At 66.7% G+C, this 23957-nt stretch carries 18 protein-coding genes, 3 tRNA genes and 1 pseudogene; 8 read left to right on the forward strand and 14 right to left on the reverse strand.

Annotation, left to right across the window (positions count from 1 at the left end):
• The first annotated feature begins 36 nt into the window (after positions 1 to 36).
• The 7 genes from MC375_RS16260 (at position 37) to MC375_RS16290 (ending at position 8508) form a co-directional block, all read left to right on the forward strand.
• Complete coding sequence (locus MC375_RS16260) at positions 37 to 708, forward strand: HNH endonuclease (RefSeq protein ID WP_242104464.1); 672 nt, start codon at positions 37 to 39, stop codon at positions 706 to 708.
• Positions 709 to 893: 185 nt separating this feature from the next.
• Complete coding sequence (locus MC375_RS16265) at positions 894 to 1982, forward strand: hypothetical protein (protein WP_242104465.1); 1089 nt, start codon at positions 894 to 896, stop codon at positions 1980 to 1982.
• Positions 1983 to 2100: 118 nt separating this feature from the next.
• Positions 2101 to 4014: a 1-deoxy-D-xylulose-5-phosphate synthase gene (dxs, locus tag MC375_RS16270; protein ID WP_242104466.1), complete on the forward strand. Its 1914-nt coding sequence runs from the start codon at positions 2101 to 2103 to the stop codon at positions 4012 to 4014.
• 20 nt (positions 4015 to 4034) lie between these two features.
• Positions 4035 to 4706: an ankyrin repeat domain-containing protein gene (locus tag MC375_RS16275; RefSeq protein WP_242104467.1), complete on the forward strand. Its 672-nt coding sequence runs from the start codon at positions 4035 to 4037 to the stop codon at positions 4704 to 4706.
• A gap of 173 nt (positions 4707 to 4879) precedes the next feature.
• Positions 4880 to 5575 (forward strand): sterol desaturase family protein, encoded by a 696-nt coding sequence (locus MC375_RS16280; protein WP_242104468.1) that lies wholly within the window; start codon positions 4880 to 4882, stop codon positions 5573 to 5575.
• A 36-nt stretch (positions 5576 to 5611) separates the two neighbouring features.
• Positions 5612 to 7519, forward strand: coding sequence for a 3-oxoacyl-[acyl-carrier-protein] synthase III C-terminal domain-containing protein (locus MC375_RS16285; protein ID WP_242104469.1), 1908 nt, complete (start codon positions 5612 to 5614; stop codon positions 7517 to 7519).
• Between the two features lie 107 nt (positions 7520 to 7626).
• Positions 7627 to 8508, forward strand: coding sequence for a hypothetical protein (locus MC375_RS16290; RefSeq protein ID WP_242104470.1), 882 nt, complete (start codon positions 7627 to 7629; stop codon positions 8506 to 8508).
• A gap of 12 nt (positions 8509 to 8520) precedes the next feature.
• Here MC375_RS16290 and MC375_RS16295 read toward each other — a convergent pair whose 3' ends face one another.
• The 12 genes and pseudogenes from MC375_RS16295 to uvrB all read right to left on the reverse strand — a co-directional run bounded on the left by MC375_RS16295 (position 8521) and on the right by uvrB (position 20443).
• On the reverse strand, positions 8521 to 9570 hold the full coding sequence (locus tag MC375_RS16295) for a TraB/GumN family protein (protein ID WP_242104471.1): 1050 nt from the start codon (positions 9568 to 9570) through the stop codon (positions 8521 to 8523).
• 123 nt (positions 9571 to 9693) lie between these two features.
• A tRNA-Pro gene (locus tag MC375_RS16300) sits at positions 9694 to 9770 on the reverse strand.
• A 113-nt stretch (positions 9771 to 9883) separates the two neighbouring features.
• Positions 9884 to 10240 carry a MerR family transcriptional regulator gene (locus MC375_RS16305; RefSeq protein ID WP_242104472.1) on the reverse strand — a complete coding sequence of 119 codons (357 nt, stop codon included), beginning with the start codon at positions 10238 to 10240 and terminating at the stop codon, positions 9884 to 9886.
• Positions 10233 to 10538: an integration host factor subunit alpha gene (locus MC375_RS16310; RefSeq protein WP_242104473.1), complete on the reverse strand. Its 306-nt coding sequence runs from the start codon at positions 10536 to 10538 to the stop codon at positions 10233 to 10235. The genes MC375_RS16305 and MC375_RS16310 overlap by 8 nt, the downstream gene beginning before the upstream one ends.
• A 14-nt stretch (positions 10539 to 10552) precedes the next feature.
• Positions 10553 to 12940, reverse strand: coding sequence for a phenylalanine--tRNA ligase subunit beta (pheT, locus tag MC375_RS16315; protein ID WP_242104474.1), 2388 nt, complete (start codon positions 12938 to 12940; stop codon positions 10553 to 10555).
• Between the two features lie 95 nt (positions 12941 to 13035).
• On the reverse strand, positions 13036 to 14031 hold the full coding sequence (gene pheS, locus MC375_RS16320; RefSeq protein ID WP_242104475.1) for a phenylalanine--tRNA ligase subunit alpha: 996 nt from the start codon (positions 14029 to 14031) through the stop codon (positions 13036 to 13038).
• A 391-nt stretch (positions 14032 to 14422) separates the two neighbouring features.
• Positions 14423 to 14761, reverse strand: a pseudogene (rplT, locus tag MC375_RS16325) (50S ribosomal protein L20); the annotation flags it as partial.
• An 11-nt stretch (positions 14762 to 14772) separates the two neighbouring features.
• A complete protein-coding gene (rpmI, locus tag MC375_RS16330) occupies positions 14773 to 14970 on the reverse strand; it encodes a 50S ribosomal protein L35 (RefSeq protein WP_006449141.1) in 198 nt (65 codons plus the stop codon).
• 483 nt (positions 14971 to 15453) lie between these two features.
• The gene (infC, locus tag MC375_RS16335) at positions 15454 to 15975 is read right to left on the reverse strand and encodes a translation initiation factor IF-3 (RefSeq protein WP_242104641.1); all 522 of its coding nucleotides are present in this window, start codon (positions 15973 to 15975) and stop codon (positions 15454 to 15456) included.
• Positions 15976 to 16046: 71 nt separating this feature from the next.
• The gene (gene thrS, locus MC375_RS16340) at positions 16047 to 17945 is read right to left on the reverse strand and encodes a threonine--tRNA ligase (RefSeq protein ID WP_242104476.1); all 1899 of its coding nucleotides are present in this window, start codon (positions 17943 to 17945) and stop codon (positions 16047 to 16049) included.
• A 221-nt stretch (positions 17946 to 18166) separates the two neighbouring features.
• Positions 18167 to 18241: transfer RNA gene (locus MC375_RS16345), tRNA-Val, on the reverse strand.
• A 159-nt stretch (positions 18242 to 18400) separates the two neighbouring features.
• Entirely contained in the window at positions 18401 to 20443 is a 2043-nt protein-coding gene (gene uvrB / locus MC375_RS16350; protein WP_242104477.1) for an excinuclease ABC subunit UvrB, read from the reverse strand.
• Between the two features lie 351 nt (positions 20444 to 20794).
• Here uvrB and MC375_RS16355 point away from each other — a divergent pair, with 351 nt between their 5' ends.
• Positions 20795 to 21331: a GspH/FimT family pseudopilin gene (locus MC375_RS16355; RefSeq protein ID WP_242104478.1), complete on the forward strand. Its 537-nt coding sequence runs from the start codon at positions 20795 to 20797 to the stop codon at positions 21329 to 21331.
• Between the two features lie 97 nt (positions 21332 to 21428).
• Here the strand turns inward: MC375_RS16355 and MC375_RS16360 are convergent.
• Positions 21429 to 21505: transfer RNA gene (locus tag MC375_RS16360), tRNA-Asn, on the reverse strand.
• A gap of 42 nt (positions 21506 to 21547) precedes the next feature.
• Entirely contained in the window at positions 21548 to 23953 is a 2406-nt protein-coding gene (locus MC375_RS16365) for a prepilin-type N-terminal cleavage/methylation domain-containing protein (protein ID WP_242104479.1), read from the reverse strand.
• Positions 23954 to 23957 lie beyond the last annotated feature (4 nt).

A 23957-nucleotide genomic window follows, 5' to 3' on the forward strand; every position in this document is an offset into this window, starting at 1 on the left:
CAAAAAGTAAACAAAGGCGTATAAGCTGTTGCTCCCATGGAGACCGACAGAGCGAAGCTTCGCCTGATCCGTTCCGGGGCCACCGCCGGGATCATCGACAATTCCGGCGACCTCGTATCCCCCCTCGTCCTTCCGGCCCGTCTCGACGCGGTGCGCCTGCTCTCGCTCGACGCCCACGGCCGCGTGCTCGACTGGATGAGCTGGCAGGATGCCGCTTGCCTGTATGCGCGCGAGGCGGTCGCCTGGACGCTGGGCGATCCGTGCCTGACCGTGCATGGCGGCACTTGCCGCCAGACCGGCGAGCGCAGCTTCATGCAACTGCATCCGATCATCGCCGCGCGCGGCCATGTGCGCCCGCAGTCGTTCGATCCGACACCGGCGCTGACCAACGCCGCCCTGTTTGCACGCGACCAGTCGCTATGTCTGTACTGCGGGCGCGAATTCCACCGCCAGCAGCTCACCCGCGACCATGTCATGCCGCTCTCCAAGGGCGGGCGCGACACCTGGGAGAACGTGGTCGCCGCCTGCTTCCACTGCAATTCGCGCAAGGGTGGGCGCACGCCGCAACAGGCGTCGATGCCGCTGCTTGCGGTGCCCTACCGGCCGAGTTGGGTGGAACACCTGATCCTGTCGAACCGCAACATCCTGGCCGACCAGATGGCGTTCCTGAAGAACCATCTGCCCAAGCGCAAACCCCGCTTCAACTGACTCGACCGCAGGTCGGCCGGATGCCCGGCCAGTCCAAGCACGGGCGTTCGGTGCGGGACGGGCGTCCCGCGCACCAGAGGTAACGAATCTGGGATGTGCTGGCGGGCCCGGAACGCACATTGTTTCGCAGTCCGTCGATCCGCAAGCCGCTAGACTGCCGCCTTTGGTCCGCAGGGGAGGACAGGATGGTTCGCAAGCTCGGCATCACCGGCATGGATTCGACCACCGAGGCCGATCTGCGCGCTGCCTTCCAGCAGGCGCGGTCAGCCCTGGGTGATCGCTGGGAGCTGACGGGCGAAGCCGAAGCGGACGCCGTCATCGTCGACATGGACAGCATGTACGGTCCGATGAGTTGGATCCGCCTGCATGCCGCCGGAAAGCAGGTGGTCGGACTGACGAGCTCGCCGAGAACCCAGGCCGATCATCGGCTCGAGCGGCCGTTCAACGGCCGCACGCTGGGCAGGCTACTGGCGGAAATCGATGCGCATGCGCCGGCGGACGTCACGCCTGCGGCGCCAGGGATCCCCGAGCCGCATGCCGAGGCCCCACCCTCCTCCTCCACGCCGGCCCCCGCTCCGGCGGACCTGCTGCCGGAAGAACAACCCATCGCGACGGACGAAGAGGCCATGGCACCGGCGGAACCGGCCGCGGCGCTCGAGCCCGTCGCTGCCGCGTCGGTCGCAGAACCCGAACCTGCCCCGGCGCCACCGCGCGATCCGACGCTTGCCGACTGGTTCGCGCCCGGGGCCCTGGCCGGCCGCTGGCGCTATGAGCGTGACGGCATCGGCATCGTGTTCGACGCCGATGCACGGCTCTATCACGGCCCGGGCGGGCTCAAGCCGCTCGCCGGGCTGTTCGACGCCGTCGTCCGCCAGGCCGATCTTCAGCAGCTCGACCAGGCCGCCTGGACTTCCGCCACCGCCGGGATGGGCGCGGCACAGACACTCGCACGCTTGCAGTGGTATGCCGGGCTGCTCGCCGGGCACGGCGCGCTGCTCCCCGGCAACGATCCGGACGGCAGGTACCGGCTGGCGAAATGGCCGCAGACCGAACGCGAATTCCCGAAGCATTTCCGCATCGCCACAGCGATGATGAAAGGCCCTGCGACCGTGGCCGAGATCGCCGCGGGCAGCGGAGTTCCTGCCGAGGAAGTGGCGGACTTCATCAACGCGAACCTGCGCACCGGCTATGCCGAGCTGGTGGCCCCCACCCCGCCCGAGTCTGGCGAATCCCCCAAGGCCGCCGGCCTGTTCGGGCGTCTGCGCGGCCGCTGAGTCCACCACGGGCACGGCCTGCGGCGGGGCCGCGGTCGCAACCGCTCCCACCGGCGCGGGCCTGAACACGCAGGCCGCCGTGCCGACCGTCCCCCGCGCGCGGATTTACAATGCACGGATGATCGACTCCACCCGCTATCCCCGGCTGTCGCGTATCGACAGCCCCGCCGACCTGCGCACCTTCGACGAGGCCGAATTGCCGGCGGTCGCCGAAGAACTGCGTGCGTATCTGATCGAGTCGGTCGGAAAGTCGGGTGGTCATTTCGGTGCCGGGCTGGGTGTGATCGAACTCACCACTGCCCTGCACTACCTGTACCGCACGCCGGAGGATCGCATCGTCTGGGATGTCGGCCATCAATGCTATCCGCACAAGATCCTGACCGGTCGCCGCGACAGCATCCACACGGTCAAGCAGAAGGACGGGGTGGCGCCGTTCCCGAAGCGCGAGGAAAGCGATTACGACACCTTCGGCGTGGGCCACTCATCGACCTCGATTTCGGCGGCATTGGGCATGGCCATCGCCAACGCGCGCGCAGGCAACGACCGCCGCGTGGTCGCGGTGATCGGTGATGGTGCGATGACCGCCGGCATGGCCTATGAGGCGCTCAACCACGCCGGCGGCATGGATCCCGAACCCAGCCTGCTGGTGATCCTCAACGACAACCGCATGTCGATCAGCGAGAACGTCGGCGGCATGACCCGGATGCTCGGGCGCGTGACCGGCAGCCGCACCCTTAACGCGCTGCGCGAGGGCGGCAAGAAGATCCTCGGGGACAAGCGCAGCAGCGGCACTGCGCGCTTCGTGCGCCGCTGGGAGGAGCACTGGAAGGGCATGTTCGTGCCCTCCACCCTGTTCGAGGAGATGGGCTTCCACTACACCGGGCCGATCGACGGGCACGACGTCCACGCGCTGGTGGCCACGCTCAAGACCCTGCAGAAGCTCAAGGGTCCGCAGCTGCTGCACGTGATCACCACCAAGGGCAAGGGATACGAGCTCGCCGAAGACGACCAGATCGGCTATCACGCCGTGTCCCCGTTCGATCCGTCGCAGGGCGTCGTGGCGAAGGCGGGCGCGAAGAAACCGACCTATACCGACGTGTTCGGGGACTGGCTCTGCGACATGGCCGCAGCCGACGACAGACTGCTCGGCATCACCCCGGCGATGCGCGAAGGCTCCGGGCTGGTGCGCTTCAGCAGGGAATATCCGGATCGCTATTTCGACGTCGCCATCGCCGAACAACATGCGGTCACGCTCGCCGCCGGCATGGCCTGCGAAGGCGCCAAGCCGGTGGTCGCGATCTATTCGACGTTCCTGCAACGTGGCTACGACCAGCTGGTCCACGACGTTGCGATCCAGAAACTGGACGTGCTGTTCGCGATCGACCGTGGTGGCGTCGTCGGCCCGGATGGCGCCACCCACGCCGGCAACCTCGACCTGTCCTATCTGCGCTGCGTGCCGAACATGGTCGTGATGGCGCCCGCGGACGAGAACGAATGCCGGCAGATGCTCAGCACCGGCTTCGCGCATGCCGGTCCGGCCGCGGTGCGCTATCCACGCGGCACCGGCCCGGGTGTTGCCGTGCGGGCCGATCTGGACACGCTGCCCATCGGCCAGGCGGAGCTTCGCCGCCGCGGTTCGCGCATCGCGCTGCTCGCGTTCGGCGCGATCGTGCCGGCCGCCGAACAGGTGGGCGAGGAATTTGGCCTGACCGTCGTCAACATGCGCTTCGTCAAGCCGTTGGACCGCGCGCTGATCCTGGAACTGGCGCAGAGCCACGAAGGCTTCGTCACCCTTGAAGACAATGTCGTGATGGGCGGCGCCGGTTCCGCGGTGGCGGAACTGTTGGCTGCGGAGAACATCTCCATGCCGATCCTGCACCTGGGGCTGCCAGACGAATTTCAGCACCATGCGAGCCGCGAGGACCTGCTCAGCGAAGCCGGACTCGACACCGACGGCATCCGCGCCGCGGTACAGGCTCGCTGGCCGGACCTGCTGGCGCCGCGGACGCCCCTTTCAGCCGCTGCGGGATAAACGGCCGCGTCGCAGGGACCATGTTCCAGCGCATCGCCAACGGACGGACCGATCTGGTCTTCGACCACGTCGCACACGGTGGCCTCGCCACCGCCGCGGATGCGGATGGGGTATCGCTGATCCGCTGGTGCGCCTACTACGGCGACGTGTCCGCGATCCGGCACCTGCTCGAACATGGCGAGTCGCTGGCCTCGCTCGGGGACAACCACGACCTCAACGGCGCGGCGTTCCACGGCCACTGGCAGCTATGCCAGTTCCTTCTGGAGCACGGTGCCGACCCCAACCGGCCCTTGCCCGATACCGGCGAGACGCCGTTGCATGCGGTGTTGGCGAACGACGACCGCGTCCGCTACGACCTGGCGATGGAGGTGCTGCTGGCCCATGGCGCCGATTCCAATCGGGCGACCCGGCCACATGCCGAAACCGGTGCTTTCATGCGTGATTGCCGCACCCGTGGCGAAACGCCGTTGCATCGCGCTGCTGCGTTCGGTGGCGAGCGCACCATCCGCCTGCTGCTCGACGCAGGCGCGGCGCTGGACGCGAAGGATGCATACGGAGACTCGCCGCTGGCGTGGGCCAGCTGGCATCGCCGCCCACGCGCGATCCTGCGGCTGCTTTGCTACGGCACCTTCCGCATTCCCGGCCACGACGCCGACCTGCGCGCGCACCTGCTGGGCAAGCCTCACGACTGAGGTCTCCAGCCTGGCGACGCCGGGGTCTCGGCACGAGCCACCGGACTCGTCAGACCCGGGGTGCGGGCGGTGCTGATATCGCAAGATCGCCTTCGCTATAGTGCGTGCGACCGCAAACGAGCAGGGAACGTCAGGTGGGCGAGTGGTTCGTCTCGCGCAACGCATGGCAGGTCATGACGTCAGGAACCGCCTACTTCGCCGTGCTGTATTTCGCGACGGCACTGGCGGCCCTGTGGCTGACGCGCGTGGCGCTGCCGCGCATCGGCTTCGGGCGGACACTCGATCCGCGTGAGCTGCCCGCGGACCAGTACCGCCGCGAGATTGCACAGGCATGCGTTTCGATCTTGATCTTCGGTGCCGGGGTGGTGTTCCCCTGGGCCATCCTGAAGCTGGGCTGGGCGAGTCTGACGCCGGATCCGTCGGCGGTGCGGGTCGCTGCCGAGGTCGCGGCACTGTTCCTCTGGAACGAGCTGCACTTCTATGCCTGCCACCGCCTGCTCCACACACGGGTACTGCGACGGTTCCATGCCGATCACCACCGCTCGCACGTTCCCACGCCGTTCTCGACCTACGCCTTCCATCCGGTCGAGGCGCTGCTGCTCGGCAGCGTGCCGCTGGTGCCGATGCTGCTGCACGATTTCAGCTTCGAGGCGCTGCTGTGCCTCCCGGTGCTGAGCATCCTGCTCAACGTCCTGGGTCACGCCAACTACGAGCTCAGCCGCAGCGCGCCCGCGCGCGGGCTGCTCGGCGCCAGCCGCCGCCATGCCCTGCACCACGCGCGCTACCACGGCAACTACGGGTTCCTGCTGCCGGTGTTCGACCGGCTTTCGGGCACTCAAATCGACGGCGACGCGGCGCCGCATCGCTGACGCCGGCTCGACCCCTTCCCCCTCGCAGGACGCTGCATGCCACTCCGCTTCGAACGCACCTGGATCCAGGGCACCGGCCGATTCCTGCCCGGCCCGCCCGTCGACAACGACGGCATGGATGCCTACATCGCCCCGTTGACGCGTCTTTCCGGTCGCATCAAGCGCCGGATCCTGGCGGAAAACGGGATCCGCGCACGCCATTACGCGATCGATCCCGAAGGCCGCACCGTGCATGCCTGCTCCGCCATGGCCGCCAACGCCATCGCCGACTGCCTGGCCGATGCCCGCCTTCGTATCGACGAGATCGGCCTGCTCGCCTGCGGCACTTCGGGCGGCGATGCGCTGATGCCCGGCTTCGCCAGCATGGTGCTCGGGCAGATGTCGGCGCCGCCGATGCAGACCTTCTCCAGCCACGGGATCTGCGCCTCCGGCGTCGGCGCCTGGGAAGCGGCCGCGGCGTCGGTCGAACTGGGTTCGCATGCGCATGCGCTGGTGGCCGCGGCGGAGATGCCTTCGCGCCTGTTCAAGCGCTCGCGCTACGCGGCACGCGGCTACGATGCCGATTTCGATGCGCACTTCCTGCGCTGGATGCTGTCCGACGGCGCCGGTTCGCTGCTGCTGACGTCCTCGCCGCAGTCGCGCGCCGGGGTGCGGCTGCGCCTGCGTTTCATGCACCAGCGCTCGTTCTCCGGCGACTACCCCGTGTGCATGCAGCTGGGGCTGACGCCGGACCGTTCGCGCTCGCATCTGGACTACGCATCGTGGCAGGAAGCGGAGGCCGACGGCGCGCTGTTCCTGCGCCAGGACATCCGTCTGCTGCCGCACCTGTTCGATGTCGGGATCCATGAGTACGCGCAGCTGGCGAAGGATGGATGGCTGGAGCCGGAGCGGGTCGATCATTTCCTCTGCCATTACTCGTCCGAAAAGTTCGCACCGGTGGTCGACGAGCTGATGCACAAAGCCGGGCTGTCGATCCCCCGCGAGCGCTGGTACAGCAACCTCACCACACGCGGCAACACGGGTGCGGCTTCGATCTTCATCATGCTCGACGAGTTCCTGCGCACTCGCCAGGTGGCACCAGGCCAGCAGATCCTGTGCTTCATCCCGGAATCGGGACGGTTCACCGTGGCGTTTGCACTGATCGAAGTGGAAGCAGCGGATGTCCCCGGCGAATCCTTCTCCTTCCGTCCTGCCGGGATTCCGATGCCGGCTGCTGACGACGATGTCATCGCGCCGCCGCACGACCCCGCCGATGCTCCCGAAGCGCTCCGTCATCTGCTCGCGGAGCTGGCCGCGGTATGGCATTCCTACCGGTCCCGCGCCTGGCGTACGCCGCTGATCCGCAAGCTGCGCGAGCGGCGCTTCGATCAGGCGGACTATGTACGATGGATGGGGCACTGGATCCCGCAGGTGCGCGAGGGCAGCAAGTGGATGCGCGAAGGCGCGGCGTCTGTCCTTCCGCCCTACGACGCCCTGCGCGCGCTGATCGAAACCCATGCCGGCGACGAGCAGGACGATTACATGATCCTGTTCGAGGATTACCGGAAAGCCGGCGGATGCGTCGCGGACATCGACCTGCTGCGCCGCAATCCCGGCGGCGAAGCGCTGAACAGCTACCTGCACGCGCTGGCGGCCACCCCGAACCCGCTCGGCCTGCTCGGCGCCATCTACATCATCGAGGGGACCGGCCAGCGCATCATCCCTGCCCTGCTGCCGCTGATGAAGGTCAGCCTGACCGGCGCTGCAGATGGCCTGCCCGCGGATGCGTTCCGCTTTCTCGAGTACCACGGCGCCAACGACGAGCACCACCTGCTGCGCTGGCTGCGGGCGGTCGAGATCGTGCTGGACCACGATGCCGACGGCGCAGGCGCGCGTGCGATCATCGACACCGCCCGGCGCACCGCGGAGCTCTACCTGATGCAGTTCGAACACATCACCCCATGACGCCCGGCCGCCTTGCAAGGCGCCGCACATCGGAACGTGCCTGCGCCAGGCCGAGCCGGGTGCCCCGATGCCGTCGCGACCTCACGGTCGAATCCTGACAGCCCGCCATGAAACATACGCCCGACTTCCTCGAACAGGCCTACGACCCGCGCGATCCCAGCCCCTGGCTTGCGCTCTACCTCGACCGGAGCACGCCGCTGGACGAGGAGGTGAAGCGTGCCTGGCTGGCGGATTCCAGCTCGCGCTCGCGCCAGTTCGTGCTGCCGTTCGTGCGCCCGTTCGCGCGCACGCTGATCGTGCTGTTCCAGGTGGTCAAGACGTTCACGCCGCGCCGCTGGGCGTTCTCGCGCCAGCTGCACCGACTGCTGGCCTGGGGCATGGAGAACTTCATCCGGCCCGAAGCGAACTGGCTGATCCTGCGCCACTTCCATCTGGGCTCGCAGGTGCTCGCATTCATCGCCCGCAACTCCGGCACCGACACCGCGACCAATCCGCTCAAGCCGCTCAGGATCGAAGACGTGCGCGAGGACATGTTCCTGGTCCACGACCTCAACCTCTACAACTTCGTTATCCGCCTCAACCAGAACCTGCGCGAATCCGGGCGCAGCCTGGAGCACGTGCCCGCGCCGGACCTGTCGATGATCGTGCGCCCATCACTGGAACTCGCCGACATGCCGCGGCGCCGGCGCAATTTCCTCGATCTGCAAAGCTCGATCGAGCTGTTCACCCCGATCTACCAGCTGCTGCTGACCGACAGCGATTTCTGGCGGGCGACCAATTCGCTGCAGCTGGACGAAACCATCGGCCTGTACTCGGCCACCATCCTCGACGCGCGCGAGCATCTGATCCTGCTCAACAACCGGCATCCGCTCGTGCCCATGTCCACCCTGCGCGCCGGTTTTCGCCTGACCCTGCATGGCCTGTCGACCGAGATGCTGCATGCCTTCCTGATGGGCAAGAAGGCGGCGATGCAGGTCTCCGCGCCGTAGGAGCGCTGCTGGTCAGGGCGCTTCGACCGTATAACCCTTGGCCTCGAGCCGGGCGAGATAGCCATCGCTCTTCAGCAGCTCGGCGATCGGCAGCGTGGCGAAGGTCGTGTGATTGCGCATCAGCGCGGACTCCGCCGCCGCGAGCCATTTGTTCTGCATCTGTCCGGCCATGTCGGCCACGCCATGCTTGCGTGCGAGCGCGGCGCTGCTGAAGGCCGCCGAACAGGTCGTGAACTGGTTGCCGTAAGGCAGTTCGCGCAGGGTCTGGATGTCGCCGATGGCCCAGGCGTTGGCGCGCGCGACCATGGTGCCCAGGTCCGTTTCTATCCGGTCCATGGTCTTGCCGAAACAGTCCAGGTCTTCGAGCGACGTGTTCGCGAATTCCTTCAGCGCCTGCCTGGGCTGACTGATGGTGATCATGAGTTTGGGGTTGCTGACCTTCACACCGTGGCGCTTCGCGAGCTTCGTGACCGTCGGCCCGATCAGTCCACGCGCACTCATGCCCGACTTGCGAATCGCCTTGTCGTACAACTCCAACGCCGCGAACACCGGCCGCCATTGCTCGATGCCGCGATCGCCGCCGATGTACCTGGCCTTGAGCACCTGCCAGCGGGCGTACTGCTCCGGGGTGACCACGTCCTGCAGGCGCTTGCCGTCCGGATTGCGCCGCGCCTTGAGCGCACTCGGGAGCAGAACGAGGTTGCCGAAGAAACCGCGATCGGTCTTGATCTCGACCGAAGGCGAGAACAGCACTTCCTGCGATTGCGAAATCGCCTTCTCGATCGCGCCAGAGTCCCACTGCATTCCGCGCGGCAGCGGCGAGAGCGTGCCGAGCACCCACATCACATGGCCGCCCTTGCTGACCCGCCACAGCCCGGGACCGGGCTGCACGCCGGTGACAACGACGGCCTCCAGGTCACGGATCGGAATTTCGGGCGCGCCTGCGGTCGGGGTCGCTATCGGCGGTGCGGCGGGCGCGGGTGCCGGGTCCTGCGCGGAGGCGGTCGCGGCGATCCCGAGCGCAAGGACGAGCAGCAGCAGCAAGGGACGGCGTAGGGCCATGGCATTCAACACGGAAGATTGCGGACCGCGGGCATCCTGCCATCGGCGCTCCCAAACAAAACGCCCGGCGAGCCGGGCGTTGCGGAGCGCTTCATGAAAACAGGTTTCATGGATCGCTTGAATTGGTCGGGGTAGCCGGATTTGAACCGACGACCACTTGTCCCCCAGACAAGTGCGCTACCAGGCTGCGCTATACCCCGGTGGGCAGGATTATAGCGTCTGTGGGAGCGGCCTTGGCCGCGATTCCTGTTCCCCGGCCGGATTTTGCGTAGAACGGCAATCGCGGCAATGGCCCCGCGCACCCAGGGGCGGTTCAGCGCCGCAGCAGCTGCAGGATCTCTTCCAGTTCCTGCCGCACCTGCTTCACGATCTGCGAGCTGAGCGCGGATTCCTCCTTCGCTCCGTCGCCTTCCAGGCGCAGGCGCGCGCCGCCGATGGTGTAGCCCTGCTCGTACAGCAGGCCGCGGATCTGGCGCACCATCAGCACGTCGTGGCGCTGGTAGTAGCGGCGGTTGCCGCGCCGCTTGACCGGCTTGAGGCTGGGGAATTCGGTCTCCCAGTAGCGCAGCACGTGCGGTTTCACATCGCACAGCTCGCTGACTTCGCCGATGGTGAAGTAGCGCTTGGCCGGGATCGGCGGCAGTTCGCGATTGCTGCCCGGATCAAGCATGCGGCACCCCGCTGGAGTACGCCTCGACCCGGTCCTTGAGCTTCTGCCCAGGACGGAAGGTGACCACGGTGCGCGCGGAAATCGGGATTTCTTCGCCGGTCTTGGGATTGCGGCCGGGTCGCTGGTTCTTGCGGCGCAGGTCGAAATTGCCGAAGCCCGAAAGCTTGACCTGGCGCCCACGCTCGAGCGATTCGCGCAGCGCGTCGAAGAAGGCGTCGACGAATTCCTTCGCCTCGCGCTTGTTCAGCCCGACTTCGTCGAACAGCCGCTCCGCCATTTCCGCCTTGGTCAACGCCATCTTCGCCTTCCCCGTCAGCCGCGGATCGCCGCGGCATGGTCGCGTTGCAGGGCAGCCATAACCGCGGCCACCACCCCGTCTACATCGCGGTCGGTCAGGGTGCGGGAATCTTCCTGCAGAATCAAGCCTATAGCGAGACTCTTGAAACCGGGTTCGACCCCCTTGCCGAGATAGCGGTCGAACAGCCGCAGCTCCCGCAAAACCGGGCCCGCGGCCGCTTTCACCGTTTCCGAGACCGACGCCCATGGCACGGCGTCCGGAACGACGAACGCGAGGTCGCGGCGGACGGACGGATAACGCGACAGCGCGGCCGCACGGGCAATCCGGCGCCGCAGCAACGGCTCGAGGTCCAGCTCGAAGGCGACCGCCTCTGTGTCGATATCCAGCGCACGCTGCAGCCGCGGATGCAGCTGGCCGATCCAGCCGATCGCATGCCCATCGCGGAACACGTCGGCGGACCGGCCCGGGTGGCCATGCGGTGCCTGCGATGGCCGGTACTCCAGCGTGGCACCAGCCAAGGCCGCCAGGCTCTCCAGATCGCCGCTCAGGTCGTGGAAATCCACGCCGCGCGCCGCTACGCCCCACTGTTCGCGCCGCGCATCGCCGCAGGCGACCGCGGCGATCCGCAAGGTTTCGCGCGGCGGATTGCCCGGATCGTCGGCGAAGACCTTGCCGATCTCGAACAACCGGACCTGCGGCTGCTGGCGCGCGACATTGCGTGCCAGCGCGTCCACCAGCCCGGGCAGCAGCTGCGTGCGCATCACCGCCAGCTCCGCGCTCAGCGGATTGGCCAGCGGCACTACACCGGCATCGGCGCGCCATTTGCCGAGCAGCGCACTGTCGACGAAGGCGTAGTTCACCGCTTCCAGATAGTCGCGCGCGGCCAGCTGGCGACGCACCGCCGCTTCATCGATCCGGGTTTCGGTGCCTGCGGCAATCTGCACCGACCCGCCTGGAAGCGTCGCGGGGATCGCGTCGTAACCGTGGATGCGTGCGATTTCCTCGACCAGGTCTTCCTCGATGGCCAGGTCGAAACGGCGGGTCGGCGCCGTGACGTCCCAGCCATCGGCATTCGCGGCGACCTCCAGGCCGAGCGCGCGCAGGATCCGCTCGACCTCGGCGTCGCCGATTGCGGTGCCGAGCAGACGCGCCAGGCGCGCGCGACGCAGTCCGATGCGGCGCGGCTGCGGCAGCACATCGGCACGCACCGCTTCGGTGACCGGGCCGGGCGCACCGCCTGCGATCTCCACGATCAGGCGCGTCGCCACCTCGATCGCGTGGCGCGGCAGTTCCGGGTCGACCCCGCGTTCGAAGCGATGACCGGCATCGGTATGCAGGCCGAGCTTGCGGCCGCGGCCGATGATCGCCGACGGAATCCAGTGCGCGGCTTCCAGGAACACGTTCCGGGTGGCGTCGGCGACACGGGTGTCGTAGCCGCCCATGATGCCGCCCAACGCGACAGCGCGTGCCCCATGGCCGCCCTGGCTGTCGGCGACGACCAGGAAATCTTCGTCCACTGCCACCGTGCGGCCGTCGAGCAACCTGACCTGCTCGCCCGCGCGGGCCGCGCGCACCACGATCGGCTGCGCCAGCGTATCGAGGTCGAAGGCATGCATGGGCTGGCCGAGTTCAAGCATCACATACTGGGTCACGTCGACCAGGAAGCTGATCGGCCGCACGCCACTACGGCGCAGGCGTTCGCCCATCCACACCGGCGTCCGTGCGTTGGCATTCACGCCCTCGATCGCGCGGCCGACGAACCGCGGCACCCTGGGCCCGGCGTCCAGTTCGACCACCAGCGTCCTGTCGTTCAAGGCCGGCATCGGCGTGGCGTCGAATACAACCACTTCGCTGCCGCTCGCCGCGGCCACGTCATAGGCGATACCGCGAACGCTGAAGCAGTCGGCGCGGTTCGGCGTGAGCTTGAGCTCGAAGCTGGCGTCGGGCAGGCCGAGATATTCGGCCAGCGGGCTGCCGACCGGCGCGTCGTCGGGAAGTTCGAGCAGGCCGGAGGCATCGGTGTCGAGGCCCAGCTCTTTCGCTGAGCAGAGCATGCCGTTCGACTCCACGCCGCGCAGCGTGGCCGCCTTGATCGTGAGCTCGCCCACTTGCGCACCGATCGTGGCGAGCGGCGCCTTCAGGCCCACGCGCGCGTTCGGTGCGCCGCATACGATCTGCAAGGGAGCGCCCTGCCCCGCGTCGACGCTGCACACCTGCAGCCTGTCGGCCTCCGGATGGGGCTCGGCGCCGAGAATCTGCGCCACGACCACGCCATCAAGACCTTCGCCCAGCGGCGTGAGCTCTTCGACTTCCAGACCGATCGCGGTCAGCGTCGCGGCCAGTTCGTCGCGGCTCGCGTCGGTCTGTACGTGCTGGCGCAGCCAGTTTTCTGAAAATTTCATTCTGAAATTTGGGGATTCGGGATTCTGGATTCTGGATTGGAGATCAGGAGCCGGGGTCGCCGCCTTGACGAACCCCCAATCCCCAATCCCCGCCTTCAGGCGAACTGCCGCAGGAACCGCACGTCGTTGTCGAAGAAGCTGCGCAGGTCGTCCACGCCATAGCGCAGCATGGCCAGGCGCTCGATGCCCATGCCGAAGGCGAAGCCGGTATGCCGCTCCGGATCGATCCCGACATTGCGCAGCACGTTCGGATGGACCATGCCGCAGCCGAGCACTTCAAGCCAGCGGGTGGAGCCATCGGCCTGCTGCCAGGCGATGTCCACTTCGGCTGATGGCTCGGTGAAGGGGAAGTAGCTCGGCCGGAAGCGCATCTCGAAGTCGCGCTCGAAGAACGCACGCACGAACTCCACCAGCGTGCCCTTGAGATCGGCGAAGCTAGCGTGCTCGTCGACCAGCAGGCCTTCGCACTGATGGAACATCGGCGTATGGGTCTGGTCGGAGTCGGACCGGTAGACCTTGCCGATCGCGATCATCCGCAGCGGCGGCTTGTGCGCGTCCATGTAACGCACCTGCACGCCCGAGGTGTGGGTGCGCAGCAGGCGGCCGTCGCCGAAATAAAACGTGTCGTGCATCGCCCGCGCCGGATGGTGCGGCGGGAAGTTCAATGCTTCGAAGTTGTGCCAGTCGTCCTCGATCTCGGGGCCGTCGGCGAGTTCGTAGCCCAGACGCGCGAAAATGTTCTCCATGCGCTCGATGGTGCGACTGATCGGGTGCAGCCCGCCGCGCCCGGCATCGCGTCCGGGCAGGGTCACGTCGATCGTTTCGGTGGCCAGGCGCGCGTCCAGCGCCGCATCGTCCAGGGCCAGCTTGCGCGCGGCCAGAGCCGCGCCGATCGCATCGCGCGCACGGTTGATCTCTTCGCCCGCGGCTTTGCGCTGCTCGGCAGGCAGCGTTCCCAGCGACTTCAGCAGCGCGGTGACGCTGCCGTGCTTGCCGAGCAACGAAACCCGCAGTCCTTCCAGCGCGTCTGGCGATTGCGCCGCCGCGATGTCGGCCACCGCCTGCTTCGACAACGATTCGATTTCGCTCATTCGCCGATCAGCCTCGAAATCCCGAATCGCCACCCGGAAGGCTGCCCTGTGAGACAGGGTGGACCCATGGACCTGTTGTCGCAGGCGCCGAACGACGCCTCAGGACACTGGACCCCTGCCCTCTCGGGGGCAGGCTGCACCGGGATGACGACGATGAAAACAAAATGGGGAAGGACCTGCGCCCTTCCCCACTGGTGACGACTCGCGGGGAGACCGCGCCTTACGCTGCGGCCTGGCCGTCCTGCGCCTTGTCGCCCTTGGCGGCAGTCTTCCTGGCCGGCGCCTTCTTCTTCGAAGCAGCGCCCGACGTGGCCTCGGCCTTGGCCGGGACCTCGCGCACGAAGCGCGGCAGGCTGACCGGCTTCTTGACTTCGAGGTTCAGCGCCTTGCCGGCCGCTTCGGCCAGCGTGCCGAAACCGGCGAGGTCATGCACCGCGATGTCGGCCAGGACCTTGCGGTCCAGGGTGATGCCGGCCTTCTGCAGGCCGTTCATGAAGCGGCTGTAGCTCAGGCCGTACATGCGCGAAGCGGCATTGATGCGCGCGATCCACAGACTGCGGAACTGGCGCTTCTTCAGCTTGCGACCGATGTAGGCGTACTGCAGTGCCTTGGTGACCGCCTGCTTGGCGACGCGGAAAACCTTGCGGCGGGCGTTGTAATAACCCTTGGCCTGGCGAATGACTTTCTTGTGACGGCGGCGCGCCGTGACACCACGCTTGACTCGTGCCATGTCTTATCTCCTCACAAATACGGCAGCATGCGGTCCAGACGGCCGGCGTCTTCCGGGCGGACGTGGTTCGTCTGCCGCAGGTTGCGCTTCCGCTTGGTCGCTTTCTTGGTGAGGATGTGGCTTCTGTTGGCGTGGCCGCATTTGTACTTGCCGGAAGCGGTCTTCCGGAAGCGCTTGGCCGCCGCCCGATTGGTCTTGATCTTGGGCATGAGAGATGTCCTTGCGAAATCGATGACTGGCCTGGGCGCCAGCTCCCGGTGCGTTGCGACTGGGTCGCGGCCCTGCAAAGGCCTTGCTCCGAAAGCCGGGCTTTCCGTCCTGCCCGTGCCGGTTGGTAAGTCGTTGATCCCAAAGGCCGAGGCGTTCGGAAGACGACGGGTCCACACGCATGGCCAGAGCATACCGGCACAGCGAGCCGCGCATTATGCAGGGTAGCGGTTTTCCTTGCAAATCAGGCCTGTAGGGCGGGCCCTGGCCCGCCATCCGGATAAAAATCCGGACCGCGCATGGCGGAGCGTCTTCGAAGCGGCGACGCCGCCAAGCCGGGGATCCCTGGATCCAAAGAACACTGCACCAGGACCCACTTTACGTTGCTGGATCTTGGGGAAGGCGGGCCAGGGCCCGCCCTGCGGCTGCGCGCTCTCGTCAGGGGGAGTGCAGCGGCCGGCATCGCCACCCGCAGGTGGCGGGATTCATTTCTTCTTCGGCGCGATCATCATCACCATCTGCCGCCCTTCCAGGCGCGGGCGCGATTCGATCACGATGTCATCGCCCAGGTCGGCTTCGATCCGCGCCGCCATCTCGCGGCCGAGTTCCTGATGGCTCATCTCGCGGCCACGGAAGCGGATGTTGACCTTGATCTTGTCGCCCTCTTCCAGGAAGCGGCGCATGTTGCGCAGCTTGATCTGGTAGTCGCCCTCGTCGGTGACCGGGCGGAACTTCATTTCCTTGATCTCGACCTGCTTGGTCTTTTTCTTGGCCTCGTTGGCCTTCTTCTGCAGCTCGAACTTGAACTTGCCGAAGTCCATGATCTTGCAGACCGGCGGGTCCGCGTTGGGCTGGATCTCCACGAGATCCAACGCCTCTTCCTCGGCCATGGCCAGCGCCTCGTCGCGCGACAACACGCCGATCATCTCGCCGTCGCTGCCGATCACGCGCACGCGTGGGACGCGGATCTCCTGGTTACGGCGGTTCTGCTTTTCCGGTGTACTGATGTTGCAATCTCCAAAATGGAACGTTCCGACCGCACGATCGTTGCGGACGGGCTCGGCTTGCGCCGCAGATGCTACAGCGCTTCGGTACGCAAGCGTTGTGCGAAGTCGGCCACGGACATGGTTCCCAGGTCTTCCCCGCCGCGCGTGCGCACGGCCACTGCCCCGCTTTCCTTCTCGCGGTCCCCCACCACGAGCAGGTACGGCACGCGCTGCAGCGTGTGCTCGCGGATCTTATAGCCGATCTTCTCGTTGCGCAAATCAGCTTCGACCCTGAACCCTTGATTTGCAAGGGTTTTTCTCACCTCCTCGACCCAGTCCGCCTGGGCATCGGTGATATTGGCCACCACCGCCTGGATCGGGGCCAGCCAGGCCGGGAAGCTGCCGGCGTGGTGCTCGATCAGGATGCCGATGAAGCGCTCCATCGACCCGACGATGGCCCGGTGCAGCATCACCGGGGTCTGGCGCTGGCTGTGCTCGTCCACGTATTCAGCGCCCAGGCGACCCGGCATCATGAAATCGACCTGCATCGTGCCCAGCTGCCAGGTCCGGCCGATGGCGTCCTTGAGGTGGTATTCGATCTTCGGGCCGTAGAAGGCGCCCTCCCCCGGCAGCTCCTGCCAGTCCACCCCGGCGGCCCGCAGGGCGTTGCGCAGCGCCGCCTCGGCACGGTCCCAGGTCGCATCGTCGCCCAGCCGCGGCTCGGGGCGCAGGGCGATCTTGAGCTGGACGTCGGTGAAGCCGAAGTCCGCGTAGACCTGCATCGCCTGGCGGTGGAAGGCGGTCACCTCGGACTCGATCTGCGCCTCGGTGCAGAACACATGGCCGTCGTCCTGGGTGAAGCCGCGCACGCGCAGGATGCCGTGCAGGGCGCCCGAGGGCTCGTTGCGGTGGCAGGCGCCGAACTCGCCGTAGCGGATCGGCAGGTCGCGGTAGCTGTGCAGGCCCTGGTTGAAAACCTGCACATGGCCGGGGCAGTTCATGGGCTTCACCGCATAGGTCCGCTTCTCGGACTCGGTGAAGAACATGTTGTCCTTGTAATTGTCCCAGTGGCCGGACTTCTGCCACAGCGACACGTCCAGGATCTGCGGGCAGCGCACCTCGCCATAGCCGGTCTCGCGGTAGACGCGGCGCATGTACTGCTCGACCACCTGCCAGATGCTCCAGCCCTTGGGGTGCCAGAACACCAGGCCGGGCGCTTCTTCCTGCAGGTGGAACAGGTCCTGCTGCTTGCCGATCCGGCGGTGGTCGCGCTTCTCGGCTTCCTCCAGCTGGGTCAGGTAGGCCCTGAGGTCCTTGTCGTTGAGCCAGGCGGTGCCGTAGATGCGGCTGAGCATCGCGTTGTTGTGGTCGCCGCGCCAGTAGGCGCCGGCCACCTTCATCAGCTTGAAGCTGCGCAGCTTGTCGGTGGACGGTACGTGCGGGCCGCGGCACAGGTCGGTGAATTCGCCCTGCGCGTACAGCGAGAGCTCCTCGTCGGCGGGGATCGCCTCGATGATCTGCGCCTTGTACTCCTCGCCCATGTCGCGGAAGAACTTGGTGGCCTCGTTTCGCGACATCACACGACGCGAGACGGGCTGCGCTTCCTTCACGATCTTCTGCATCTCGGCTTCGATCGCCGGCAGATCCTCGGGCGTGAACGGACGCTCGTAGGCGAAGTCGTAGTAGAAGCCGTTCTCGATGACCGGGCCGATGGTGACCTGCGCGCCCGGGTGCAGGCGCTGCACCGCCTGCGCCAGCAGGTGCGCGGTGGAGTGGCGCAGCACGTCAAGCGCATCGGGATGCTTGTCGGTGACGATCTCGAGCGCCGCGTCGTGGTTGATGCGATGGCTGGTATCGACCAGCCTGCCGTCGACCTTGCCGGCAAGCGCGGCCTTGGCCAGGCCGGGGCCGATGGATGCGGCGACGTCCGCGACCGAGACCGGGGTGTCGAACTCACGGCGGCTGCCGTCGGGAAGGGTGATCGTGACCATGATGATCTTTGTAGGAGCGACGTCAGTCGCGATTCTGGGACTTGCGGGAGCTCGCGACTGACGTCGCTCCCGCAAGCAGGCCGGAAAGCTCCGGAAACAAAAAAAGCGCCCGGGGGCGCCTTCCGCTGGAACTGGGCCTCGGGTGCGTTAGCGCTGGAGCACGGTAGTCCTCATGTCGCACCTCGTTGCATTGCCGGAATTACCGGGAACCACGCATCGCGTGGTGGGCGGTACAGGGTTCGAACCTGTGACCCCTACCATGTCAAGGTAGTGCTCTACCGCTGAGCTAACCGCCCGGAAAACCCCGCAAGGGGCGCGAATTCTAGCCCGGCGGGCGGTTGCCGGACAACCTTCGGGCCCGGCTGTGGGAACGAGCTCGCTTGCGATTGCCTTCCACTGCGGCCCGGGTCAAAAGCAATCGCGGCCAAGGCCGCTTCCACAGCCGTAGGCTCGACCTACCCCAGGCTGGCATCTTTCAGCCGGCGCAGCTGGTCGCGCACGCGGGCGGCGTCCTCGAATTCCAGGTCGCGGGCATGCTGGTACATCTTCTGCTCGAGCGCCTTGATCCGGCTGGCGATCTGCGATGGCGAAAGCGTCGCGTAGTCCTCCGCCTCTTCGGCCACCTTGCGGCCCCGGCCGCGCCCGCGCTGGACCTCGCCCGGCTCGGCACGCGCGCCCTCCATCACGTCCATGATCGCGCGCACCACGCTCGCGGGGGTGATGCCGTGCGCGGCGTTGTACTCCACCTGCTTCTGCCGGCGCCGGTCGGTTTCGTCGATCGCCGCACGCATCGATTTGGTCACCGAATCCGCATACAGGATCGCCTTGCCGCGCAGGTTGCGCGCGGCGCGGCCGATGGTCTGGATCAGCGAGCCGCTCGAACGCAGGAAGCCTTCCTTGTCGGCGTCCAGGATCGCCACCAGCGACACCTCGGGCATGTCCAGGCCTTCGCGCAGCAGGTTGATGCCCACCAGCACATCGAACTTGCCCAGGCGCAGGTCGCGGATGATCTCCACCCGCTCCACCGTTTCCACGTCCGAATGCAGGTAGCGCACGCGCACGTTGTGCTCGGACAAGTACTCGGTCAGGTTCTCGGCCATGCGCTTGGTGAGCGTGGTGACCAGCACGCGGTCGCCCATCGCCACGCGCTCGTTGATTTCCGACAGCAGGTCGTCGACCTGGGTCGCGACCGGCCGGATCTCGACCTGCGGGTCGACCAGCCCGGTGGGGCGCACCACCAGTTCGGTGATCTCGCCTTCGGTTTCGCGCAGCTCGTACGGACCCGGCGTGGCCGAGACGTAGATGCTGCGCGGCGAGCGCAGCTCCCATTCCTCGAACTTCAGCGGGCGGTTGTCCAGCGCCGACGGCAGCCGGAATCCGAACTCCACCAGCGTCTCCTTGCGCGAACGGTCGCCCTTGTACATGGCGCCGATCTGCGGAATGGTCACGTGCGATTCGTCTACCACCAGCAGCGCGTCCGGCGGCAGGTAGTCGAACAGGCACGGCGGCGGCTCGCCGGGCGCGTGCCCGGTGAGGTGCCGCGAGTAGTTCTCGATCCCGTTGCAGTAACCGACCTCGGCCATCATCTCCAGATCGAACTGGGTGCGCTGGGCCAGGCGCTGCGCCTCGACCAGCTTGTTCTGCGCGTACAGCTGTTCCAGCCGCTCCTTCAACTCGGCCTTGATCGTCTCCACCGCGTTGAGCGTGCGGTCGCGGGTCGTGGCGTAGTGGGTCTTAGGATAGACCGTGTAGCGCGGCACCACCCGAATCGCCGCGCCGGTCAGCGGGTCGAACAGCGACAGCTTCTCCACCTCGCCATCGAACAGCTCGATGCGCAGCGCCTCGGCGTCCTCCTCGGCCGGATGCACGTCGATGGTTTCGCCGCGCACGCGATAGGTGCCGCGGGTGAGTTCGGTTTCGTTGCGAGTGTACTGCAGCATGGTCAGATGGCGGATCAGCTCGCGCTGATCGATGCGCTCGCCGCGCGACAGGATCAGCCGCAGCGAGAGGTAGTCCTCCGGCGCGCCCAGGCCATAGATCGCCGAAACCGTTGCCACCACGATCGTGTCGCGGCGCGACAGCAGCGCCTTGGTCGCGGACAGCCGCATCTGTTCGACATGCTCGTTGATCGAGCTGTCCTTCTCTATGTAGGTGTCCGAGGAGGGCACGTAGGCCTCGGGCTGGTAGTAGTCGTAGTAGCTGACGAAGTACTCCACCGCGTTGTGCGGGAAGAACGCCTTGAACTCGCCGTACAGCTGCGCGGCCAGAGTCTTGTTCGGCGCCATGACCAGGGTCGGCTTCTGGATCGCCTGGACCACGTTGGCGATGGTGTAGGTCTTGCCCGACCCGGTCACGCCGAGCAGGGTCTGCTTGGCCAGCCCGGACTCGAAGCCGGCGATCAGCTTCTCGATCGCCTGCGGCTGGTCGCCGGCCGGGCCGAACGGGGACACCAGCTGAAAGCCGGAAGAAGCGTCGATGGGGGCGATTCGGGCGTTCATCGGGGGCATATGGGGGCGGTCGTCCAGTTTATCGCCTCGCCCGGGGGCGGCCGGAGCCGATCACGAGCGGTGACGCCGAGCCCTGCAGGATATGGACCGTGGCGTGCGGCAGGTCGACGGGGACATCCGGAACCTCGACGGGGACATCCGGAACCTCGACGGGGCGCTCGGAACCTCGGCGGGGGCGTTCGGAACGCCCCTTTGCTGGCTCGCCGGGGAGCTGGAGCCCTGCAGACGCCCGGGCGCACCTGACCCCGATGCGGCAAATTCCTAGGCCCCGCTGCGCCTTGCGCCGATGGGCTGGCCAAGGCGTCTTCGCGATCCTGCGCCCTCCCCACATGGAGCGTGGACATGCGGCGCAATCGCGGATTTACCCTGCTCGAAGCCCTGATCGTGCTGGCCGTGGCCAGCATCCTCGCGTGCATCGCCGTCCCGGCGCTGCGCAACGCCAACGCGGAGGTGCACACCGCCACGGCGAAGGCGGCCTTCCTCGACACTTGGCTCGCGGCGGTCAACCATGCCGTCCTCACCGGAGCCGAGGTCGTGGCCTGCCCCGGCACGGCGGCCGGTTGCACGGGCGGCACCGACTGGAGCCACGGCTGGATCGCCTACGCCGACCTGGACGGCGATCGCGTGCGAGACCCCACCGACACGCTGCTGCGGACCGTGCAAGCCTTGGGCGGCGGCGTCCGCATGCGCAGCACCGCCGGCCGCACCCGCCTGGTGTTCCAGCCCCATGGCGGCAACGCCGGCTCCAACGTCACCTTCACCCTGTGCGACGGGCGCGGCCCGTCCAGGGCCACGACCCTGGTGATGTCGAACGGCGGTCGGCTGCGCCAGGGCACGCCGACCGCGGATGCAGCGAATAACTGCGTTTATGCGCCCTGATCTCTGACACGACCCAATGCTGGGGGCTCCTCCCACGCACGCGAGCGGACCCGGAAAGCAGAAGGCCAGCCTGTACGGCTGGCCTTCTGGAGGTGTCTGGCGCCCGAAGTTGGACTCGAACCAACGACCCCCTGATTAACAGTCAAGTGCTCTAACCGGCTGAGCTATTCGGGCGGGGCCGCATATTTTGCGGCCGCCTGTCGATGACGTCAACGTTCACGACCTGCATCCGCTGAGCGGATTGCCCGCGACAATTGGGCACCAAGGCTTGTTCCAAAGCACGTTCTGGATCTTGTTGTGGCCGCCGTTGGTGGTGCAGCTCGAGATCGTGGCGCTGGTCGGGCTGCCGGTCTGTTCGGCGAGCGTGAGTTGCACCACGTTGTTGGCCGCGATCGCGCCGAAAGCGATGTCCGTGTACTCGGCCATGGTGTTGTCATCGACCGGGGGCGAGATCGTGCCGTTGGTGGCGCCTATTGTTGCCGTCGTGACCGCGTAGTTACGGAATGTCGGCACTGCGATCGTATCGGTTGCATTGGTGCCGTCGCACACGGCCGTGGTCACGCTTTGCGATGTCGTTGCCTCGGTCCAGTAGTGCGAAACGCGGACCGTTCCGGCCTGCGGCAGCACGGTGCCGTTCGCGGTCACGCAACGGTGGTCGCCGCTCGCGGGCTTGGTGCACTCGACATTGAGATCCGTCCCCAGCGTGAAGAACACGAACGGGTTGGTGCCACCGCCCGTCACCCGCACGTTGAATGTCGGACCTGCGTTGACGGTGCCGCCGACCTCGAACTCCTGCGCATCGGAGGATTCGCCGCTGGCGTCCAGCGGGTCGACCCCGCCCTCCACCACTTCGCTGAAGGCGACCCCTGAGTTCGAATTGCGCGCCGAACCGGTATTGTTGGCCGTGCCCACGGATGTGCCGACGGTTCGGCCGCCCGACGGCTGAGCCGGATCGGTCGCCAGCAGGTTGCCGCTATTGACCGTCAGGACGTTCACGTCGCTGGCCAGCCACGTCGCGATCTCGGTCATGTTGATCGTGGTGAAGGGAAGATACGGCAGGATGCATTCGGACACGTCGGAAACCGCGTTCGGCCCTCCCGTCGGACAGGCCCCGGTATCGCCGGTATCGGCAAGAATGTCGACGATCCGCTGCCGTGCATCCTCTTCGAGATAGTCGATGTAGAGTCCGCGTGCATGGACATAGCGATAGTCGCTATTGCTCGGCGCGGCGATCGGCACGGTCGTGGCATTCAGGCCGCGACCGGTTTCGTCGAACAGCGCCTGCGCACCGGCGGGGGCATTGCCACTGCTCGCGGTCGTCGTCTGGTAGCCGCGCACGTAGTCCTTGATGAACTGGGTGTAGGCGGTTGTCGCAGCCGTCGTCGGCAGGCCGGACTTGGCCCTCACCGAACTGACGGGCTGGGTTTCGAGCAAACCGAACTGGCGCGAATACATGTCCGCCGCGGTACGCCAGAAGCCATCCACCCGGATCAGCCTGCAGGAATTGATGTAAGTCCCGTTGGTGGTGTTCGCCAGGACAAGCGTGCCGCTGCCATTGGGGTTGTACTTCTCGCGTCCGTTGCTCTCCCCACTGGTGCTGACCCGCTCCGGATCGAACTTCGCCACCCCGGTCGCAGAGGTGTCGTGGTGGTCGCGACAGCATTCCTGGCAAAGCTCACTCTGCTCGACACCACTCGCGGGCCCGGCGGGCGCCGCCAGCGTCTGGCCTGGAGCATCCGCCGACGAGTCCGGATCGTAGACGTCGTAGCGTTCGCCCGTCCATATCGCGGGCCATTGCGGCGTGCGATAGATCTCCGGCAGGTTGTTGCCGCCTGCCCCGTACTGGCAGGTGCACTTGATGATGTCGTTTTCGAACCGCTTCTGGATCCTGGCGGCGTCGCCTGTTTCCGGCGTGTAGGTCAGCACGTTGAAGCGGGTGCCGACGATGGTCTGATTGTTGTTTCTGCCGACCAGTTCAGGTTTCGGGTTCGAGGACGCGCTGGAGTCTCCGTTGCCCAACGCGACTGGAATCACGCCAGCCGTAGCCGGGCTGTCCTGACGCACGATCGGGTTGCTGCCGCCGGACTCCGAGTCATCGGGTTGCTGCACCAGCGATGTCACCAGGCTCAGGGCGCTGACATCGGTGCGGGTTGTGAGGGTATGTCCGCTGTTGGCCGCATCGGTCCAGTTCGCTGTCAGGGTAATGCGCCTGAACTGGGCCATGTCGGGATCGGTCGTGGTCGTGGCGGTGAACGTGCCGCTGCCGGACCACGTCGTCACGTTCTGGTTGACCGTCAGCGATCCGAGGTTTGCTTCCGCGCGCGTGCAGTCGAGCCAATCGGTCGTGTCGCCATCACCGCATGGATCCGTGGTGCTCGTCTCCTCCGGTGCATCGCCTTCAGTCAATCCCCCACTTTGCAACCGCAGATCTTCCATGCGCGCGGTCAGCATCGCGGCCACTCGACCACGCGCCTTGGCGTCGGCGGAAGCACGCGAGAGGCTCCCCTGCAGCGCGGCCAGGGCCAGCAACCCGGTCGCAAGAATGACGACCGCGACCATCACCTCGATCAGGCTGAAGCCCCGCATCGGACGAAGGACAGTGCCGCTGTTGGTTGTACTCATGTCT

The sequence above is a fragment of the Lysobacter sp. M2-1 genome (assembly GCF_022662495.1).
Lineage (GTDB): Bacteria > Pseudomonadota > Gammaproteobacteria > Xanthomonadales > Xanthomonadaceae > JAKPBU01.

Bases quoted from the DNA above. Each gene is read 5' to 3' on its own strand.
- MC375_RS16260 (WP_242104464.1), top strand. From the start codon at position 37: ATGGAGACCGACAGAGCGAAGCTTCGCCTGATCCGTTCCGGGGCCACC.
- MC375_RS16265 (WP_242104465.1), top strand. From the start codon at position 894: ATGGTTCGCAAGCTCGGCATCACCGGCATGGATTCGACCACCGAGGCC.
- dxs (WP_242104466.1), top strand. From the start codon at position 2,101: ATGATCGACTCCACCCGCTATCCCCGGCTGTCGCGTATCGACAGCCCC.
- MC375_RS16275 (WP_242104467.1), top strand. From the start codon at position 4,035: ATGTTCCAGCGCATCGCCAACGGACGGACCGATCTGGTCTTCGACCAC.
- MC375_RS16280 (WP_242104468.1), top strand. From the start codon at position 4,880: ATGACGTCAGGAACCGCCTACTTCGCCGTGCTGTATTTCGCGACGGCA.
- MC375_RS16285 (WP_242104469.1), top strand. From the start codon at position 5,612: ATGCCACTCCGCTTCGAACGCACCTGGATCCAGGGCACCGGCCGATTC.
- MC375_RS16290 (WP_242104470.1), top strand. From the start codon at position 7,627: ATGAAACATACGCCCGACTTCCTCGAACAGGCCTACGACCCGCGCGAT.
- MC375_RS16295 (WP_242104471.1), bottom strand. From the start codon at position 9,570: ATGGCCCTACGCCGTCCCTTGCTGCTGCTGCTCGTCCTTGCGCTCGGG.
- MC375_RS16305 (WP_242104472.1), bottom strand. From the start codon at position 10,240: ATGCTTGATCCGGGCAGCAATCGCGAACTGCCGCCGATCCCGGCCAAG.
- MC375_RS16310 (WP_242104473.1), bottom strand. From the start codon at position 10,538: ATGGCGTTGACCAAGGCGGAAATGGCGGAGCGGCTGTTCGACGAAGTC.
- pheT (WP_242104474.1), bottom strand. From the start codon at position 12,940: ATGAAATTTTCAGAAAACTGGCTGCGCCAGCACGTACAGACCGACGCG.
- pheS (WP_242104475.1), bottom strand. From the start codon at position 14,031: ATGAGCGAAATCGAATCGTTGTCGAAGCAGGCGGTGGCCGACATCGCG.
- rpmI (WP_006449141.1), bottom strand. From the start codon at position 14,970: ATGCCCAAGATCAAGACCAATCGGGCGGCGGCCAAGCGCTTCCGGAAG.
- thrS (WP_242104476.1), bottom strand. From the start codon at position 17,945: ATGGTCACGATCACCCTTCCCGACGGCAGCCGCCGTGAGTTCGACACC.
- uvrB (WP_242104477.1), bottom strand. From the start codon at position 20,443: ATGAACGCCCGAATCGCCCCCATCGACGCTTCTTCCGGCTTTCAGCTG.
- MC375_RS16355 (WP_242104478.1), top strand. From the start codon at position 20,795: ATGCGGCGCAATCGCGGATTTACCCTGCTCGAAGCCCTGATCGTGCTG.
- MC375_RS16365 (WP_242104479.1), bottom strand. From the start codon at position 23,953: ATGAGTACAACCAACAGCGGCACTGTCCTTCGTCCGATGCGGGGCTTC.